A 16218-nucleotide genomic window follows, 5' to 3' on the forward strand; every position below is an offset into this window, starting at 1 on the left:
GCGATGTTCCGCCGTACGTTCTGGTTCACCGCGGGCGCAGCCGCCGGCGTTTGGGCCACCACCAAGGTCAACCGCAAGCTGAAGAAGCTGACGCCGGAGAGCCTCGCCGCGCAGGCCGCGAACAAGGCGATCGAGGCGGGCCACCGCCTCAAGGACTTCGCCCTCGACGTCCGCGAGGGCATGGCCGAGCGCGAGGCCGAACTCGACGACGCACTGGGTCTCAACGCCCCGGTGGACGCCGAACTCCCCGCGCAGCGCCGCTCCGCCGGCATCGACAGTCACGTGAAGAACAACCCCAAGTACCTCGAGAACACGACGTACTCGTACAACCGGAATGAGGACCACTGATGGAGTCGGCTGAAATCCGCCGCCGCTGGCTGAGCTTCTTCGAGGAGCGTGGCCACAAGGTCGTGCCCTCGGCGTCGCTCATCGCGGACGACCCGACTCTGCTGCTCGTCCCCGCTGGCATGGTCCCGTTCAAGCCGTACTTCCTCGGCGAGGTCAAGCCGCCCGCCCCGCGCGCCACATCCGTGCAGAAGTGCGTGCGCACGCCGGACATCGAAGAAGTCGGCAAGACCACGCGCCACGGCACGTTCTTCCAGATGTGCGGCAACTTCTCCTTCGGCGACTACTTCAAGGAAGGCGCCATCAAGTACGCCTGGGAGCTGCTCACCAGCTCCGTGGCGGACGGTGGTTACGGCCTCGACCCGGAGAAGCTCTGGATCACGGTCTACCTCGACGACGACGAGGCCGAGCGCATCTGGCACGACGTCGTCGGCGTGCCCAAGGAGCGCATCCAGCGCCTGGGCAAGAAGGACAACTTCTGGTCCATGGGCGTCCCCGGCCCCTGCGGCCCGTGTTCCGAGATCAACTACGACCGCGGCCCCGAGTTCGGCGTCGAGGGCGGCCCGGCCGTCAACGACGAGCGGTACGTGGAGATCTGGAACCTGGTCTTCATGCAGTACGAGCGCGGCGCCGGCATCGGCAAGGAGGACTTCGAGATCCTCGGTGACCTGCCGTCGCAGAACATCGACACCGGTCTCGGTCTCGAGCGTCTCGCCATGATCCTGCAGGGCGTACAGAACATGTACGAGACGGACACCCTGCGCGTCGTCATGGACAAGGCCACCGAACTCACCGGTGTCCGGTACGGCGAGAAGCACGACACCGACGTGTCGATGCGTGTGGTCGCCGACCACATGCGCACCTCCGTGATGCTCATCGGCGACGGCGTCACCCCCGGCAACGAGGGCCGTGGCTACGTCCTGCGCCGCATCATGCGCCGCGCCATCCGCAACATGCGCCTCATGGGCGCCACCGGTCCGGTCGTCAAGGACCTCGCCGACGTCGTGATCGACACGATGGGCCAGCAGTACCCGGAGCTCATCACCGACCGCAAGCGCATCGAGACCGTCGCCCTCGCCGAGGAGGCCGCCTTCCTCAAGGCCCTCAAGGGCGGCACGAACATCCTCGACACCGCCGTCATCGACACCAAGGCCGCGGGCGGCACGGTCCTCGCCGGCGACAAGGCGTTCCTGCTCCACGACACCTGGGGCTTCCCGATCGACCTCACCCTGGAGATGGCCGCCGAGCAGGGCCTGTCCGTGGACGAGGACGGCTTCCGGCGCTTGATGAAGGAGCAGCGGGAGCGCGCCAAGGCCGACGCCCAGGCCAAGAAGACCGGTCACGCCAACGTCGGCGCCTACCGCGAGATCGCCGACTCCGCCGGCGCCACCGACTTCATCGGCTACACGTCGACCGAGGGCGAGTCCACGATCGTCGGCCTGCTGGTCAACGGCGTCTCCTCCCCGGCCGCCTCCGAGGGTGACGAGGTCGAGGTCGTCCTCGACCGCACCCCGTTCTACGCCGAGGGCGGTGGCCAGATCGGCGACACCGGCCGCATCAAGCTGGACAACGGCGCGGTCATCGAGATCCGCGACTGCCAGAAGCCCGTCCCGGGCGTCTACGTCCACAAGGGCGTCGTCCAGGTCGGCGAGGTCACCGTCGGCGCCCCGGCCCAGGCCGTCATCGACATCACGCGCCGCCGCTCCATCGCCCGCGCCCACTCCGCCACGCACCTCACGCACCAGGCGCTGCGCGACGCCCTCGGCCCGACGGCCGCCCAGGCCGGTTCCGAGAACCAGCCGGGCCGCTTCCGCTTCGACTTCGGTTCCCCGTCCGCCGTGCCCACGGCCGTGATGACGGACGTCGAGCAGAAGATCAACGAAGTGCTCTCCCGGGAGCTGGACGTCATGGCCGAGGTCATGAGCATCGACGACGCCAAGAAGCAGGGCGCCATCGCCGAGTTCGGCGAGAAGTACGGCGAGCGCGTCCGCGTCGTCACCATCGGCGACTTCTCCAAGGAGCTGTGCGGCGGCACGCACGTGCACAACACCGCCCAGCTCGGCCTGGTGAAGCTGCTAGGCGAGTCGTCCATCGGCTCGGGCGTCCGCCGCATCGAGGCCCTCGTGGGTGTCGACGCGTACAACTTCCTCGCCCGCGAGCACACGGTCGTCAACCAGCTGACCGAGCTGCTCAAGGGCCGCTCGGAGGAGCTGCCGGAGAAGGTCTCCACGATGCTCGGCAAGCTGAAGGACGCCGAGAAGGAGATCGAGAAGTTCCGCGCGGAGAAGGTCCTCCAGGCCGCCGCCGGTCTCGCCGCCGGCGCCACCGACGTACGCGGGATCGCGCTCGTCACCGGCCAGGTCCCGGACGGCACCGGCGCCGACGACCTGCGCAAGCTGGTCCTCGACGTGCGTGGCCGCATCCAGGGCGGACGCCCGGTCGTGGTGGCCCTGTTCACGACGGTCAACGGCAAGCCGCTGACGGTCATCGCCACGAACGAGGCCGCCCGTGAGCGCGGTCTGAAGGCCGGCGACCTGGTCCGCACGGCCGCCAAGACCCTCGGCGGCGGCGGTGGCGGCAAGCCGGACGTCGCCCAGGGCGGCGGCCAGAACCCGGCCGCCATCGGTGACGCCGTGGCCGCCGTCGAGCGACTCGTCGCGGAAACCGCCTGATGCGACGCGGCCGCCGCCTCGCGATCGACGTCGGGGACGCCCGGATCGGGGTCGCCTCGTGCGACCCCGACGGGATCCTCGCCACGCCGGTGGAGACCGTGCCGGGACGCGATGTCCCGGCCGCCCACCGGCGGCTGAGGCAACTCGTGGAGGAGTACGAGCCGATCGAGGTCGTCGTCGGACTCCCTCGCTCCCTCAAGGGGGGCGAGGGTCCGGCCGCGGCCAAGGTCCGCGCGTTCACCCAGGAGCTGGCCGCCGGGATCGCCCCCGTCGGCGTGCGGCTGGTGGACGAGAGGATGACCACAGTGACGGCCGGTCAAGGGCTGCGCGCCTCGGGCGTGAAGTCCAAAAAGGGCCGGTCTGTCATCGACCAGGCGGCCGCCGTCATCATCCTCCAGCAGGCACTGGAGTCCGAACGGGCGTCAGGTAAAGCTCCGGGCGAGGGCGTCGAAGTGGTCATCTGATCGCGATACGGTAACGTTCCGCGCGACCGGCGGCGTTCGAACAGCTGCCGCACAGCATCAAGAGGCGGACCGGTTGCCCTGCCACCCAGAAGCGGCCGCCGCCTCGCGGCTTGTAGGGGATCGATGACTGAGTATGGCCGGGGCCCTGGCTCCGAACCGTGGCATCCCGAGGACCCGTTGTACGGGGACCAGGGGTGGGGGCAGCAGGCCGCCGACGGCCGACCTGCCTACGGCGGCCAGGGGCAGTACCACCCTCAGCAGCCGCAACAGCATCCTCAGGCTCAGCAGCAGCCGCAGCAGTACGGAGGCGAGTGGGGCACCGGTCAGCACGACCAGTACGGCCAGCAGCAGTACGGGGGCGGTCAGCAGTACGGCGGTCAGTCGCAGGGTGGCGGTCAGCAGTACGGCGGCCAGTCGCAGGGTGGTGGCTGGGAGACCGGTCAGCACGGCCATGTCCCGTACAACGCCGACCCGGTGGACCCGTACGGCGGTCCGCAGCAGCCTGTCGCGTACGGCGGTGAGCAGCCGGATCTCTACGGCACCCCCGACGCGTACCCGCCGCCGCAGCCGCCCGGCCGGCGCGGGGCCGCCCCGGAAACGGACTGGGACCCGGGCCCCGACCAGGGTGAGCACGCGTTCTTCGCCGGTGGCGGCGATGACGACGGCGACGACGATTACGACGACCCGCGTGACGAGGGCAGCCGGCGCAGCCGCGGCGGCAAGAAGCCGAAGAAGCGGCGCAGCGGATGCGCCTGCCTGGTCCTCACCGTGATCTTCGCGGGCGGCGTCGGCGGCGTCGGCTATTTCGGCTATCAGTTCTATCAGGACCGTTTCGGATCGGCGCCGGATTACGCGGGGTCCGGAAATGGCGAATCCGTTTCCGTGGACATTCCCAAGGGCGCGGGCGGCTATGTCATCGGGCAGCGCTTGAAGGACGCGGGCGTCATCAAGAGCGTGGACGCCTTTGTCTCGGCGCAGGAGCAGAATCCGCGGGGCAAGTCCATTCAGGACGGCGGATACACGCTCGAGAAGGAAATGTCGGCCGCAAGCGCGGTCGAGATGATGCTCAACCCGAGCAGCCGGAACAACCTGATCATTGCCGAGGGCCGCCGTAACGTGTGGGTCTACGAGCAGATCGACAAGCGGCTCGGCATCGCGAAGGGCACGACGCAAAAGGTCGCGAAGAAGGACTACAAGAAACTCGGACTGCCCGCCTGGGCCATGAACGAGCCGAATGTGAAGGACCCGCTGGAAGGGTTCCTCTACCCGTCCAGCTACGGCGTCGCCAAGGGCGGAAAGCCCGAGGCGGTCCTGAAGCAGATGGTGTCGCGGGCGACCGAGAAGTACGAGGCCTACGGCGTCGAGAAGAAGGCCAAGAGCCTCGGCCTCGACAGCCCGTGGCAGCTGATCACGGTGGCGAGCCTCGCGCAGGCCGAGGGCACGAGCCACGACGACTTCCGCAAGATGGCAGAGGTCGTCTACAACCGCCTCAAGCCCGGCAACGAGCAGACGAACGGAATGCTGGAGTTCGACTCCACATACAACTACGTCAAGAACCAGAGCAAGATCGACCTGAGCCTCACCGCGCTGCGCAAGTACGACAACCGCTACAACACGTACTACTACAAGGGCCTGCCGCCCGGGCCGATCGGAAACCCGGGTGAGGAAGCCCTGAAGGGCGCCGTCAACCCGACCAGTGACGGCTGGTACTACTTCATCTCGATGGACGGCAAGACCAGCGAGTTCACCAAGACGAACGAGGAACACCAGAAGCTGGTCGACAAGTGGAACGCGTCGAGGAAGAACTGATGCCGGCAATCAGAAGGGCGGCCGTACTCGGGTCGCCCATCGCCCACTCCCTTTCCCCGGTGCTGCACCGCGCCGCCTACGAGGAATTGGGCCTGACGGACTGGTCCTACGACCGCTTCGAGGTCGACGAGGTCGCCCTGCCCGACTTCCTGGCCGGGCTCGGGCCCGAGTGGGCGGGCCTCTCGCTGACCATGCCGCTGAAACGCGCCGTGATCCCGCTGCTGGACACGATCAGCGACACGGCCTCCTCCGTCGAGGCCGTCAACACGGTCGTCCTCACCGAGGACGGGCACAAGGTCGGCGACAACACCGACATCCCCGGCATGGTCGCCGCCCTCGCCGAGCGCGGCATCGACAAGGTCGAGTCCGCCGCGATCCTGGGCGCGGGCGCCACCGCGTCCTCCGCGCTCGCCGCCCTGTCGCGGGTCTGCGCCGGTGAGATCGTCGCGTACGTCCGCAGCGACGCGCGCGCGGCCGAGATGCGGGAGTGGGGCGAGCGGCTGGACGTGGACGTCACGATCGGGCAGTGGTCGGACGCGGCGCGTGCCTTCACCGCGCCGCTGGTCGTCGCCACGACGCCCGCCGGGACCACGGACACCCTCGCCGCCGAGGTCCCCGAACGGCCCGGAACCCTCTTCGACGTCCTCTACGACCCCTGGCCGACGCAGCTCGCGGCCCGCTGGTCCGGGTACGGCGGAGCGGTCGTCAGCGGGCTCGACCTGTTGGTGCACCAGGCCGTCCTCCAGGTCGAGCAGATGACGGGGCGCGCCCCGGCGCCGCTCGGTGCGATGCGCCGGGCGGGGGAGCGGGCGCTCGCCGGCTGACCCGGGCCGCGTCCGTCCCGGCGTCCGTCTGATGGACCGGGGGCCGGGTCGGGTGCGCGGACGTGGGAGGATCGGGGTGGCGGGCCAGGGCCGCGCACCCGGCCGCGCCATCGCAGTTCGAGGCGCGAGCAAGAGGAGCACCGTTGAGCAGGTTGCGCTGGCTGACCGCTGGGGAGTCCCACGGACCCGCACTTGTCGCGACGCTGGAGGGACTTCCCGCCGGCGTGCCGATCACCACGGAGATGGTGGCGGACCACCTGGCCCGGCGGCGGCTCGGCTATGGACGCGGCGCGCGGATGAAGTTCGAGCGCGACGAGGTGACCTTCCTCGGCGGCGTGCGCCACGGCCTGACCATGGGTTCGCCGGTCGCGGTCATGGTGGGCAACACCGAGTGGCCCAAGTGGGAGCAGGTCATGTCGGCCGACCCGGTCGACCCCGAGATCCTCGCCGACCTGGCACGCAACGCGCCGCTGACCCGGCCCCGCCCGGGTCACGCCGACCTCGCCGGCATGCAGAAGTACGGCTTCGACGAGGCCCGGCCGATCCTGGAGCGCGCCTCTGCCCGCGAGACGGCGGCCCGCGTCGCGCTCGGCGCCGTCGCCCGCTCCTACCTCAAGGAGACGGCCGGCATCGAGATCGTCAGCCACGTCACCGAGCTGGCGAGCGCCAAGGCGCCCTACGGCGTCTACCCGACCCCGGCCGATGTCGACAAGCTCGACGCCGACCCGGTGCGCTGTCTGGACGCGGACGCGTCGAAGGCGATGGTCGCGGAGATCGACCAGGCCCACAAGGACGGCGACACCCTCGGCGGCGTCGTCGAGGTCCTCGCCTACGGCGTGCCGGTGGGCCTCGGCTCGCACGTGCACTGGGACCGGCGTCTGGACGCCCGCCTCGCGGGGGCCCTCATGGGTATCCAGGCCATCAAGGGCGTCGAGGTCGGCGACGGCTTCGAGCTCGCCCGCGTGCCCGGCTCCAAGGCGCACGACGAGATCGTGAGCACGGACGAGGGCATCAAGCGCACGTCGGGCCGCTCCGGCGGCACCGAGGGCGGCCTCACCACCGGTGAACTGCTGCGTGTGCGCGCCGCGATGAAGCCCATCGCGACGGTCCCGCGCGCGCTCGCCACCATCGACGTGGCGACCGGCGAGGCCACCAAGGCCCACCACCAGCGCTCCGACGTGTGCGCGGTCCCGGCCGCCGGCATCGTCGCCGAGGCCATGGTCGCGCTCGTGCTCGCCGACGCCGTCGCGGAGAAGTTCGGCGGCGACAGCGTCCCCGAGACCCGGCGCAACGTGCAGTCGTACCTCGACCACCTCCAGATCCGGTGACCGGCCCGCTGGTCGTACTCGTCGGCCCGATGGGCGTCGGCAAGTCCACGGTGGGGGAGCTCCTCGCCGAGTGGCTCGGCTGCCCCTACCGGGACACCGACGCGGACATCGTGGCCGCCCAGGGCCGCCCCATCGCGGACATCTTCGTGGACGAGGGCGAGGCCCACTTCCGCGCACTCGAACGGCAGGCCGTGCGCGAAGCCCTCGCCGAGCACCCGGGTGTGCTCGCGCTCGGCGGCGGAGCGATCCTCGACGAGTCGACGCGCGCGCTGCTGGCCCCGCTCCCCGTCGTCTATCTGTCGATGGACGTCGAGGAGGCGGTCAAGCGGACCGGCCTCAACACCGCCCGTCCGCTGCTCGCCGTCAACCCGCGCCGCCAGTGGCGCGAGCTGATGGAGGCCCGCCGCCACCTGTACACCGAAGTCGCCCGCGTCGTCGTACCCACCGACGACCGCACCCCCGAAGAGGTCGCTCGCGCGGTCCTCGACGCCCTGGAGTTGAAGAAGGCATGACCGAGCAACAGGTGACCCGGATCCAGGTCGGCGGCACGGCCGGTACCGACCCGTACGAGGTCCTCGTCGGACGTCAGCTCCTCGGCGAACTCGGCGGCCTGATCGGCGACTCCGCCCAGCGCGTCGCGATCATCCACCCGGAGGCGCTCGCCGAGACCGGTGAAGCGCTGCGCGGCGACCTCGCCGACCAGGGCTTCGAGGTCGTCGCCATCCAGGTGCCCAATGCCGAGGAGGCCAAGACCGCAGAGGTCGCCGCCTACTGCTGGAAGGCGCTCGGCCAGTCCGGCTTCACCCGCACCGACGTCGTCGTCGGCGTGGGCGGCGGCGCCACCACGGACCTCGCCGGGTTCGTGGCCGCGACGTGGCTGCGCGGGGTGCGCTGGATCGCCGTGCCGACCACCGTGCTCGGCATGGTGGACGCGGCCGTCGGCGGCAAGACCGGGATCAACACCGCCGAGGGCAAGAACCTCGTGGGGTCCTTCCACCCGCCGGCCGGCGTGCTCTGCGACCTCGCGGCCCTCGACTCGCTGCCGGTCAACGACTTCGTGTCCGGGCTCGCGGAGATCATCAAGGCCGGCTTCATCGCCGACCCGGCGATCCTCGACCTGATCGAGTCCGACCCCGAGGCGGCGCGCTCCCCGCAGGGCCCGCACACCGCCGAGCTCATCGAGCGCTCCATCAAGGTCAAGGCCGAGGTCGTCTCCGGCGACCTCAAGGAGTCGGGCCTGCGCGAGATCCTCAACTACGGGCACACCCTCGCGCACGCCATCGAGAAGAACGAGCGGTACAAGTGGCGGCACGGCGCCGCCGTTTCCGTCGGCATGCACTTCGCCGCCGAACTCGGCCGTCTCGCCGGACGCCTGGACGACGCGACCGCCGACCGGCACCGCACCGTCCTCGAGTCCGTCGGGCTGCCCCTGAGCTACCGCTACGACCAGTGGCCCAAGCTCCTGGAGAACATGAAGGTCGACAAGAAGTCCCGTGGCAACCTGCTGCGGTTCATCGTCCTCGACGGCCTCGCCAAGCCGACGGTCCTCGAAGGACCCGACCCGGCCGTGCTCCTCGCGGCGTACGGCGAAGTGGCCGAATAGCTCCCGCCTTCGGGCACTTCGCGACCTCCCCGGCCGTTCACACAACGGCGGCCGGGGAAGGTACCGTTCGGTAGCGCCTTGTTCGCTGGCGCCAGTTGCCTGTACGAGACGGAGTCGCACCGGATGCAGCACGGAGTGGGTTCGCCGCTGCCGCCGCCCCCTCAGCCGGGGCACGGACCGGCCGCCGGCTGGTCCCAGGCCGGGCATCACACGGGCGCCCACCCGGGCCCCGGACCGGCGGGTCCGCCACCGCCTGCCCCCGGCTTCGCCGGCCCACCCGGCCCCTCGGGCCCGGCACCGCACGCACCCGCGCCGCCCGCCCCGCAGCCGGCCCCGCACACCCAGCCTCCGCAGGGCCGGCCCCCGTACCCGGGCGTCCCTCAGCACGCCCCCCAGCAGTCCCCGCAGCCCCCCTCGCGGGACACCACGGGCCATGTGCAGCTCCCGCCGGGCGGCCCCGTCGCCATGCCGAGCCCGCCGCCCGCCGCGGGCACCGCCGACGCCACCGCCACGACGCTCGCCGTCCTGCTCATCGGCCCCGCCGGCGCGGGCAAGACGAGCGTCGCCAAGTACTGGGCGGACCAGCGCCGCGTCCCCACGGCTCACATCAGCCTCGACGACGTACGCGAGTGGGTGCGCTCCGGATTCGCCGACCCGCAGTCGGGGTGGAACGACCACTCCGAGGCCCAGTACCGCCTCGCCCGCCGCACCTGCGGCTTCGCCGCGCGCAACTTCCTGGCCAACGGCATCTCCTGCATCCTCGACGACGCCGTCTTCCCGGACCGTCCGGTCGTGGGCCTCGGCGGCTGGAAGCGGCACGTGGGTCCCGGCCTGCTGCCCGTGGTGCTGCTTCCCGGCCTGGAGATCGTCCTCGAGCGCAACGCGGAACGCAGCGGGAACCGCCGCCTCACGGATGAGGAAGTCGCCCGCATCCACGGCCGCATGGCCGGCTGGTACGGCTCGGGTCTGCCCATCATCGACAACTCCCAGATGGACGTGCCCACCACGGCCCGCGTCCTCGACGACGTCCTCGCCCGCTCGATCGCGAGCCCGCCCCAGTGGTAGCGGGCCGCGCGGAGCACCCTGGAGAGGCCACCTCGCCGCCCGTCCGGACGCGCTGACCAGGCCGCGCATCTCTGTCACTCGTACGCTCGATTCATGTCAGAGGTGTACGCGGCCCGTAGGGACCGGCTGAGGGAGCGCGCTGCGGCGGGCGGCAGTGCCGCCGCCCTTGTCTCGCGCCCTGCCAACGTTCGCTATCTCGCGGGTGCGGCGCCCCACGGCGCCGTACTCCTGCTGGGCAAGGGCCCCGGTGCCGAAGACGACGTCCTGATGTGCCGGGTGGCGCCCAGCGAGCAGCCGGCCGAGGGGCGGCCCGACGAGTCGCTGCGCGTCCAGGTGCTCGACGCGCCGGGCGGGGACCCCGCCGTGGTCGCCGCCGGCGTCGCGCTGACCCTCGGGGCGGATTCGCTCGCCGTCGAGGAGCACCATCTGACCGTGGCCAGGCACCGGGCGCTCGGCTCCGTGGCGCCCGGGCTGCGGCTCGGCGACCTGGGCAGCGCCGTGGAGCAGCTGCGGCTCGTCAAGGACGAGGACGAGATCTCCTGTCTGCGCATCGCCGCCGAGATCGCCGACCAGGCCCTCGGTGAACTGCTCGAATCGATCCTCGTCGGCCGTACCGAACGCCACCTCGCCCTGGAGCTGGAGCGCCGCCTCGTCGACCACGGCGCCGACGGCCCCGCCTTCCCGACCTCGGTCGGCACCGGGCCGAACTCGGGCCGCGGCGCCCACCGCCCCACCGATCGCCGCGTGGAGGAGGGCGACTTCCTCTCGGTCTGCCTCGGTGCCGCCTACCGCGGATACCGCTGCGAGATCGGCCGTACGTTCGTCATCGGGACCTCGCCCGCGGACTGGCAGATCGACCTGTACGACCTGGTCTTCGCAGCCCAGAGGGCCGGCCGGGAGAGCCTCGCACCCGGCGCCGAGTGCCGCGAGGTGGACCGCGCGGCACGCCACGTACTGGACTCCGCGGGGTACGCGGACGGCCTCTCACAGCTCACCGGACACGGTGTCGGACTCGAAATCGACGAGGAGCCGCAGTTGGCCCCCGCGGCCATGGGTAAACTGGACCTTTGTGTGCCGGTCACCGTCGAACCGGGGGTCCACCTCCCGGGCCGGGGCGGTGTCCGGATCGATGACACGCTCGTCGTGCGCCCCGAGGCGGACGGCGGGCCCGAGCTACTCACCATTACGACCAAGGAGCTGCTCGCGCTGTAAGGCGCGCGTGCCCGGGGTCGTCCATCGTCAGTCCAGGAGATTCCGCAACCGTGGCTTCCACGAACGACCTCAAGAACGGCCTGGTGCTCAAGCTCGACGGGGGCCAGCTCTGGTCCGTCGTCGAGTTCCAGCACGTCAAGCCCGGCAAGGGCCCTGCCTTTGTGCGCACCAAGCTCAAGAACGTGCTCTCCGGGAAGGTCGTCGACAAGACCTTCAACGCCGGCGTCAAGGTCGAGACGGCCACGATCGACAAGCGCGACATGCAGTTCTCCTACATGGACGGCGAGTACTTCGTCTTCATGGACATGGAGACCTACGACCAGCTCATGGTCGACCGCAAGGCCGTCGGCGACGCCGCCAACTTCCTGATCGAGGGCTTCACCGCCTCCGTCGCGCAGCACGAGGGGGAGGTGCTCTTCGTCGAGCTGCCGGCCGCCGTCGAGCTCGTCGTCCAGGAGACCGAGCCGGGCGTCCAGGGCGACCGCTCCACCGGTGGCACCAAGCCCGCCACGCTGGAGACCGGCCACCAGATCCAGGTGCCGCTCTTCATCACCACGGGCGAGAAGATCAAGGTCGACACCCGCACGAGTGACTACCTCGGCCGGGTGAACAGCTAACCGTGGCTGCTCGCAACACGGCCCGCAAGCGCGCCTTCCAGATCCTTTTCGAGGCAGACCAGCGCGGAGTCGACGTCCAGACGGTCCTCGCGGACTGGATCCGGCACTCCCGGTCCGACACCCGGCAGCCGCCGGTCAGCGAGTACACGATGGAGCTGGTCGAGGGATACGCGCGCAAGACCGCGCGTATCGACGAGCTCATCTCGCAGTACGCCGTTGGGTGGACGCTGGACAGGATGCCGGTCGTCGACCGCAACATCCTGCGCCTGGGCGCCTACGAGCTCGTCTGGGTCGACGACACCCCGGACGCCGTGGTGCTCGACGAGGCCGTGCAGCTCGCCAAGGAGTTCTCCACGGACGACTCCCCGGCCTTCGTCAACGGGCTTCTGGGACGCTTCAAGGACCTGAAGCCGACGCTGCGCCGCGACGAGGCGTAGCAGGCAGGCAGCGACAGCCATCAGGCCCGGAGCGGAACACTGATTCAGTGTTCCGCTCCGGGCCTGATGCGTTCCTGGGACGACGTCAGGGCACAAAACGCCGGAGGGGCAGGCCGCGAAAACGCGGGCCCGCCCCTCCGGCGTGACGTTTCTGCCGACTTCTGTCCGTCAGAGGTCGTCGTGTGCGACGGCGCGACGCGCGTCGGCGTCCAGGACGCCCCAGCTGATGAGCTGCTCGGTGAGGACCGAGGGCGACTGGTCGTAGATGACGGCGAGGGTGCGCAGGTCGTCCTGGCGGATCGAGAGCACCTTGCCGTTGTAGTCGCCGCGCTGGGACTGGATCGTCGCCGCGTAGCGCTGCAGGGGGCCCGCCTTCTCCGGCGGGACGTGGGCCAGGCGCTCCAGGTCGAGAACGAGCTTCGGCGGGGGCTCGGCCGCACCGCCCGGCGTGGTGCCCGGCAGGAGCTCCTGCACCGGCACCCCGTAGAAGTCCGCCAGCTCGGCGAGGCGCTGCACGGTCACGGCACGGTCGCCGCGCTCGTACGAACCGACCACGACCGCCTTCCAGCGTCCCTGGGACTTCTCCTCGACACCGTGGAGGGAAAGGCCCTGCTGGGTGCGGATGGCGCGGAGCTTGGCCCCGAGCTGTTTGGCGTATTCGCTGGACATATAGCTCCCGGACGCTGTATCAACGTGCGGCTCCGCCGCGTGGCTGGTAACTCACTGTGAGGTTACGCAGCGTTACTTGGCTGCGTCAAGCCGAGTGGTCCGTTACCGACCTTCCCTCGGAACGGCGTGTCTCGCACCTCCAGGGTGGTGATCAGTGGCGTTGCGGGCCTGGTACCGTGGATGGCGCAAATCCGACGTCCTTTAAGGTCCGTCCCGTGAGGCGGAGAAGGGGGTCCGTTTTTTATGGACATCAGCAGCTCCGATGAGGCACGCCCCGTACTCGAGGGCCCCGACATCGCGCGGGTACTGACCCGCATCGCTCACGAGATCGTCGAGCGCGCCAAGGGCGCCGAAGACGTCGTGCTCCTGGGCATTCCCACCCGCGGCGTCTTCCTGGGCCGCCGGCTCGCGGACAAACTCGAAGAGATCACCGGACGCAAGATCCCGGTCGGCTCCCTCGACATCACCATGTACCGCGACGACCTGCGCATGCACCCGCCGCGGGCGCTGGCCCGCACGGAGATCCCCGCCGACGGCATCGACGGCCGCCTCGTCGTCCTCGTCGACGACGTGCTCTTCTCCGGCCGCACCATCCGCGCCGCACTCGACGCCCTGAACGACATCGGGCGCCCCCGCGCCGTGCAGCTCGCGGTCCTCGTCGACCGTGGCCACCGCGAACTCCCCATTCGCGCCGACTACGTCGGCAAGAACCTCCCCACGTCGCTGCGGGAGACGGTCAAGGTCCAGCTCGCCGAGGAGGACGGACGCGACTCCGTGCTGCTCGGCGCCAAGCGGACCGCTCCGGCCGGCGAGCAGTAGCCACCCTCAGTCGACCCTGAGGGTGCTGCCGCGCGCCCGTATGCCCGAATACTCCTGAACTTTCCTACGGAGCCTCCCCGATGATGCGACACCTCATCTCGGCCGCCGACCTCACCCGCGACGACGCCGTCCTCATCCTCGACACCGCCGAGGAGATGGCCCGGGTCGCCGACCGGCCGATCAAGAAGCTGCCCGCCCTGCGCGGCCGCACGATCTGCAACCTCTTCTTCGAGGACTCGACGCGCACCCGGATCTCCTTCGAGGCCGCCGAGAAGCGCCTCTCCGCGGACGTCATCAACTTCGCCGCCAAGGGATCCAGCGTCTCCAAGGGCGAGTCCCTCAAGGACACCGCGCAGACCCTGGAGGCGATGGGCGTCGACGCCGTCGTCATCCGGCACGGCGCCTCCGGCGCGCCCTACCGCCTCGCCACCTCGGGCTGGATCGACGCCCCGGTCATCAACGCGGGCGACGGCACCCACCAGCACCCCACGCAGGCGCTCCTCGACGCGTTCACGATGCGCCGCCGCCTGGTCGGGCGCGACGCCGGACTCGGCAGGGACCTCGAGGGCAAGCGCATCACGCTCGTCGGGGACGTCCTGCACAGCCGCGTCGCCCGCTCGAACGTCGACCTGCTGCACACCCTCGGCGCCGAGGTCACCCTCGTCGCCCCGCCGACCCTCGTCCCGGTCGGCGTCGAGACCTGGCCCTGCGAGGTCTCGTACGACCTCGACAGCACCCTGCCGAAGTCCGACGCCGTCATGATGCTGCGCGTCCAGCGCGAGCGGATGAACGCCGCCTTCTTCCCGACCGAGCGCGAGTACTCGCGTCGCTACGGCCTGGACGGCGACCGCATGGCGAAGATGCCCGAGCACGCCATCGTGATGCACCCGGGCCCGATGGTCCGCGGCATGGAGATCACCGCCGAGGTCGCCGATTCCGACCGCTGCACGGTCATCGAGCAGGTCGCCAACGGCGTCTCCATCCGCATGGCCGTCCTGTACCTGCTTCTGGGCGGCAACGAGCCCGCCGTCACCCACACCCGTACCGAGGAGAAGTAAGAACCATGAGCAAGATCCTTATCCGAGGTGCGAAGGTGCTCGGCGGCGAGCAGCAGGACGTCCTGATCGACGGCGCCGTCATCGAGGCGGTCGGCACCGGCCTGTCCGCCGAGGGCGCCCAGGTCGTGGAGGCCGGCGGCAAGGTGCTCCTGCCTGGTCTCGTCGACCTGCACACCCACCTGCGCGAGCCCGGCCGCGAGGACTCCGAGACCGTCCTCACCGGTACCCGGGCGGCCGCCTCCGGTGGCTACACCGCCGTGTTCGCCATGGCCAACACCTTCCCGGTCGCCGACACCGCCGGCGTCGTCGAGCAGGTCTACCGGCTCGGCCAGGAGTCCGGCTACTGCGACGTGCAGCCCATCGGCGCCGTCACCGTCGGCCTGGAAGGCAAGAAGCTCGCCGAGCTCGGCGCCATGCACGAGTCCGCCGCCGGCGTCACCGTCTTCTCCGACGACGGCAAGTGCGTCGACGACGCGGTGATCATGCGCCGCGCCCTGGAGTACGTGAAGGCCTTCGGCGGCGTCGTCGCCCAGCACGCCCAGGAGCCCCGCCTCACCGAGGGCGCCCAGATGAACGAGGGCATCGTGTCGGCGGAGCTCGGGCTCGGCGGCTGGCCCGCCGTCGCCGAGGAGTCGATCATCGCCCGCGACGTACTGCTCGCCGAGCACGTCGGCTCCCGCGTGCACATCTGCCACCTGTCCACGGCCGGCAGCGTCGAGATCGTGCGCTGGGCCAAGTCCCGCGGCATCGACGTCACCGCCGAGGTCACCCCGCACCACCTGCTCCTCACCGACGAGCTGGTCCGCTCGTACAACCCCGTCTACAAGGTCAACCCGCCGCTGCGCACCGAGCGCGACGTGACGGCCCTGCGCGAGGCGCTCGCCGACGGCACGATCGACATCGTCGCCACCGACCACGCCCCGCACCCGCACGAGGACAAGGACTGCGAGTGGGCCGCGGCCGCCATGGGCATGGTCGGGCTCGAGACCGCCCTGTCCGTCGTGCAGCAGACGATGGTCGAGACCGGGCTGCTCGACTGGGCCGGCGTCGCCGACCGCATGTCCGTCAAGCCCGCGCAGATCGGCGGCGCCAAGGGCCACGGACGGCCCGTCTCGGCAGGTGAGCCCGCGAACCTGGTCCTGGTCGACGCCGATTACCGTGGAGCCGTGGACCCCGCCGGCTTCGCCTCGCGCAGCCGCAACACGCCCTACGAGGGGCGTGAGCTGCCCGGGCGCGTCACGCACACGTGGCTGCGGGGCAAGGCCACGCTCGTCGACGGGAAGCTCGCGTGACACG

The 16218-nt window shown here is 70.6% G+C and carries 16 protein-coding genes; 15 read left to right on the top strand and 1 reads right to left on the bottom strand.

The features are described from left to right. The first annotated feature begins 3 nt into the window (after nt 1-3). From ACWIGU_RS35910 to nusB, 12 genes are all read left to right on the top strand, one after another. Entirely contained in the window at nt 4-348 is a 345-nt protein-coding gene (locus ACWIGU_RS35910; RefSeq protein ID WP_454405856.1) for a DUF6167 family protein, read from the top strand. Further along, complete coding sequence (gene alaS / locus ACWIGU_RS35915) at nt 348-3017, top strand: alanine--tRNA ligase (RefSeq protein ID WP_454405857.1); 2670 nt, start codon at nt 348-350, stop codon at nt 3015-3017. Before ACWIGU_RS35910 ends, alaS begins: the two co-directional genes overlap by 1 nt. Further along, complete coding sequence (ruvX, locus tag ACWIGU_RS35920) at nt 3017-3481, top strand: Holliday junction resolvase RuvX (protein ID WP_454405858.1); 465 nt, start codon at nt 3017-3019, stop codon at nt 3479-3481. The genes alaS and ruvX overlap by 1 nt, the downstream gene beginning before the upstream one ends. Before the next feature lie 123 nt (nt 3482-3604). After that, nucleotides 3605-5290: an endolytic transglycosylase MltG gene (mltG, locus tag ACWIGU_RS35925; protein ID WP_454405859.1), complete on the top strand. Its 1686-nt coding sequence runs from the start codon at nt 3605-3607 to the stop codon at nt 5288-5290. Further along, nucleotides 5290-6114: a shikimate dehydrogenase gene (locus ACWIGU_RS35930; protein ID WP_454405860.1), complete on the top strand. Its 825-nt coding sequence runs from the start codon at nt 5290-5292 to the stop codon at nt 6112-6114. The genes mltG and ACWIGU_RS35930 overlap by 1 nt, the downstream gene beginning before the upstream one ends. A 143-nt stretch (nt 6115-6257) precedes the next feature. Next, nucleotides 6258-7442, top strand: coding sequence for a chorismate synthase (gene aroC, locus ACWIGU_RS35935; RefSeq protein ID WP_356272251.1), 1185 nt, complete (start codon nt 6258-6260; stop codon nt 7440-7442). Continuing rightward, nucleotides 7439-7954 carry a shikimate kinase gene (locus ACWIGU_RS35940; RefSeq protein ID WP_454405861.1) on the top strand — a complete coding sequence of 172 codons (516 nt, stop codon included), beginning with the start codon at nt 7439-7441 and terminating at the stop codon, nt 7952-7954. The genes aroC and ACWIGU_RS35940 overlap by 4 nt, the downstream gene beginning before the upstream one ends. Then, on the top strand, nt 7951-9045 hold the full coding sequence (aroB, locus tag ACWIGU_RS35945) for a 3-dehydroquinate synthase (protein ID WP_454405862.1): 1095 nt from the start codon (nt 7951-7953) through the stop codon (nt 9043-9045). Before ACWIGU_RS35940 ends, aroB begins: the two co-directional genes overlap by 4 nt. A gap of 123 nt (nt 9046-9168) precedes the next feature. Then, a complete protein-coding gene (locus ACWIGU_RS35950; RefSeq protein WP_454405863.1) occupies nt 9169-10110 on the top strand; it encodes an AAA family ATPase in 942 nt (313 codons plus the stop codon). Between the two features lie 93 nt (nt 10111-10203). Beyond that, a complete protein-coding gene (locus ACWIGU_RS35955) occupies nt 10204-11322 on the top strand; it encodes an aminopeptidase P family protein (protein WP_454405864.1) in 1119 nt (372 codons plus the stop codon). A gap of 50 nt (nt 11323-11372) precedes the next feature. Then, the gene (gene efp, locus ACWIGU_RS35960) at nt 11373-11939 is read left to right on the top strand and encodes an elongation factor P (protein WP_127828530.1); all 567 of its coding nucleotides are present in this window, start codon (nt 11373-11375) and stop codon (nt 11937-11939) included. Between the two features lie 2 nt (nt 11940-11941). Beyond that, entirely contained in the window at nt 11942-12376 is a 435-nt protein-coding gene (gene nusB, locus ACWIGU_RS35965; RefSeq protein ID WP_100597416.1) for a transcription antitermination factor NusB, read from the top strand. 168 nt (nt 12377-12544) lie between these two features. Here the strand turns inward: nusB and bldD are convergent, their stop codons facing one another. Then, complete coding sequence (gene bldD, locus ACWIGU_RS35970; RefSeq protein WP_100597417.1) at nt 12545-13045, bottom strand: transcriptional regulator BldD; 501 nt, start codon at nt 13043-13045, stop codon at nt 12545-12547. Nucleotides 13046-13288: 243 nt separating this feature from the next. Here bldD and pyrR point away from each other — a divergent pair, with 243 nt between their 5' ends. From pyrR to ACWIGU_RS35985, 3 genes are all read left to right on the top strand, one after another. Then, nucleotides 13289-13864 carry a bifunctional pyr operon transcriptional regulator/uracil phosphoribosyltransferase PyrR gene (gene pyrR / locus ACWIGU_RS35975; protein WP_100597418.1) on the top strand — a complete coding sequence of 192 codons (576 nt, stop codon included), beginning with the start codon at nt 13289-13291 and terminating at the stop codon, nt 13862-13864. Nucleotides 13865-13944: 80 nt separating this feature from the next. Beyond that, the gene (locus ACWIGU_RS35980) at nt 13945-14922 is read left to right on the top strand and encodes an aspartate carbamoyltransferase catalytic subunit (protein WP_454405865.1); all 978 of its coding nucleotides are present in this window, start codon (nt 13945-13947) and stop codon (nt 14920-14922) included. A gap of 5 nt (nt 14923-14927) precedes the next feature. Next, nucleotides 14928-16214 carry a dihydroorotase gene (locus ACWIGU_RS35985; protein ID WP_356272234.1) on the top strand — a complete coding sequence of 429 codons (1287 nt, stop codon included), beginning with the start codon at nt 14928-14930 and terminating at the stop codon, nt 16212-16214. Nucleotides 16215-16218: the final 4 nt, after the last annotated feature.

This window comes from Streptomyces sp. NPDC055400 (assembly GCF_053644375.1).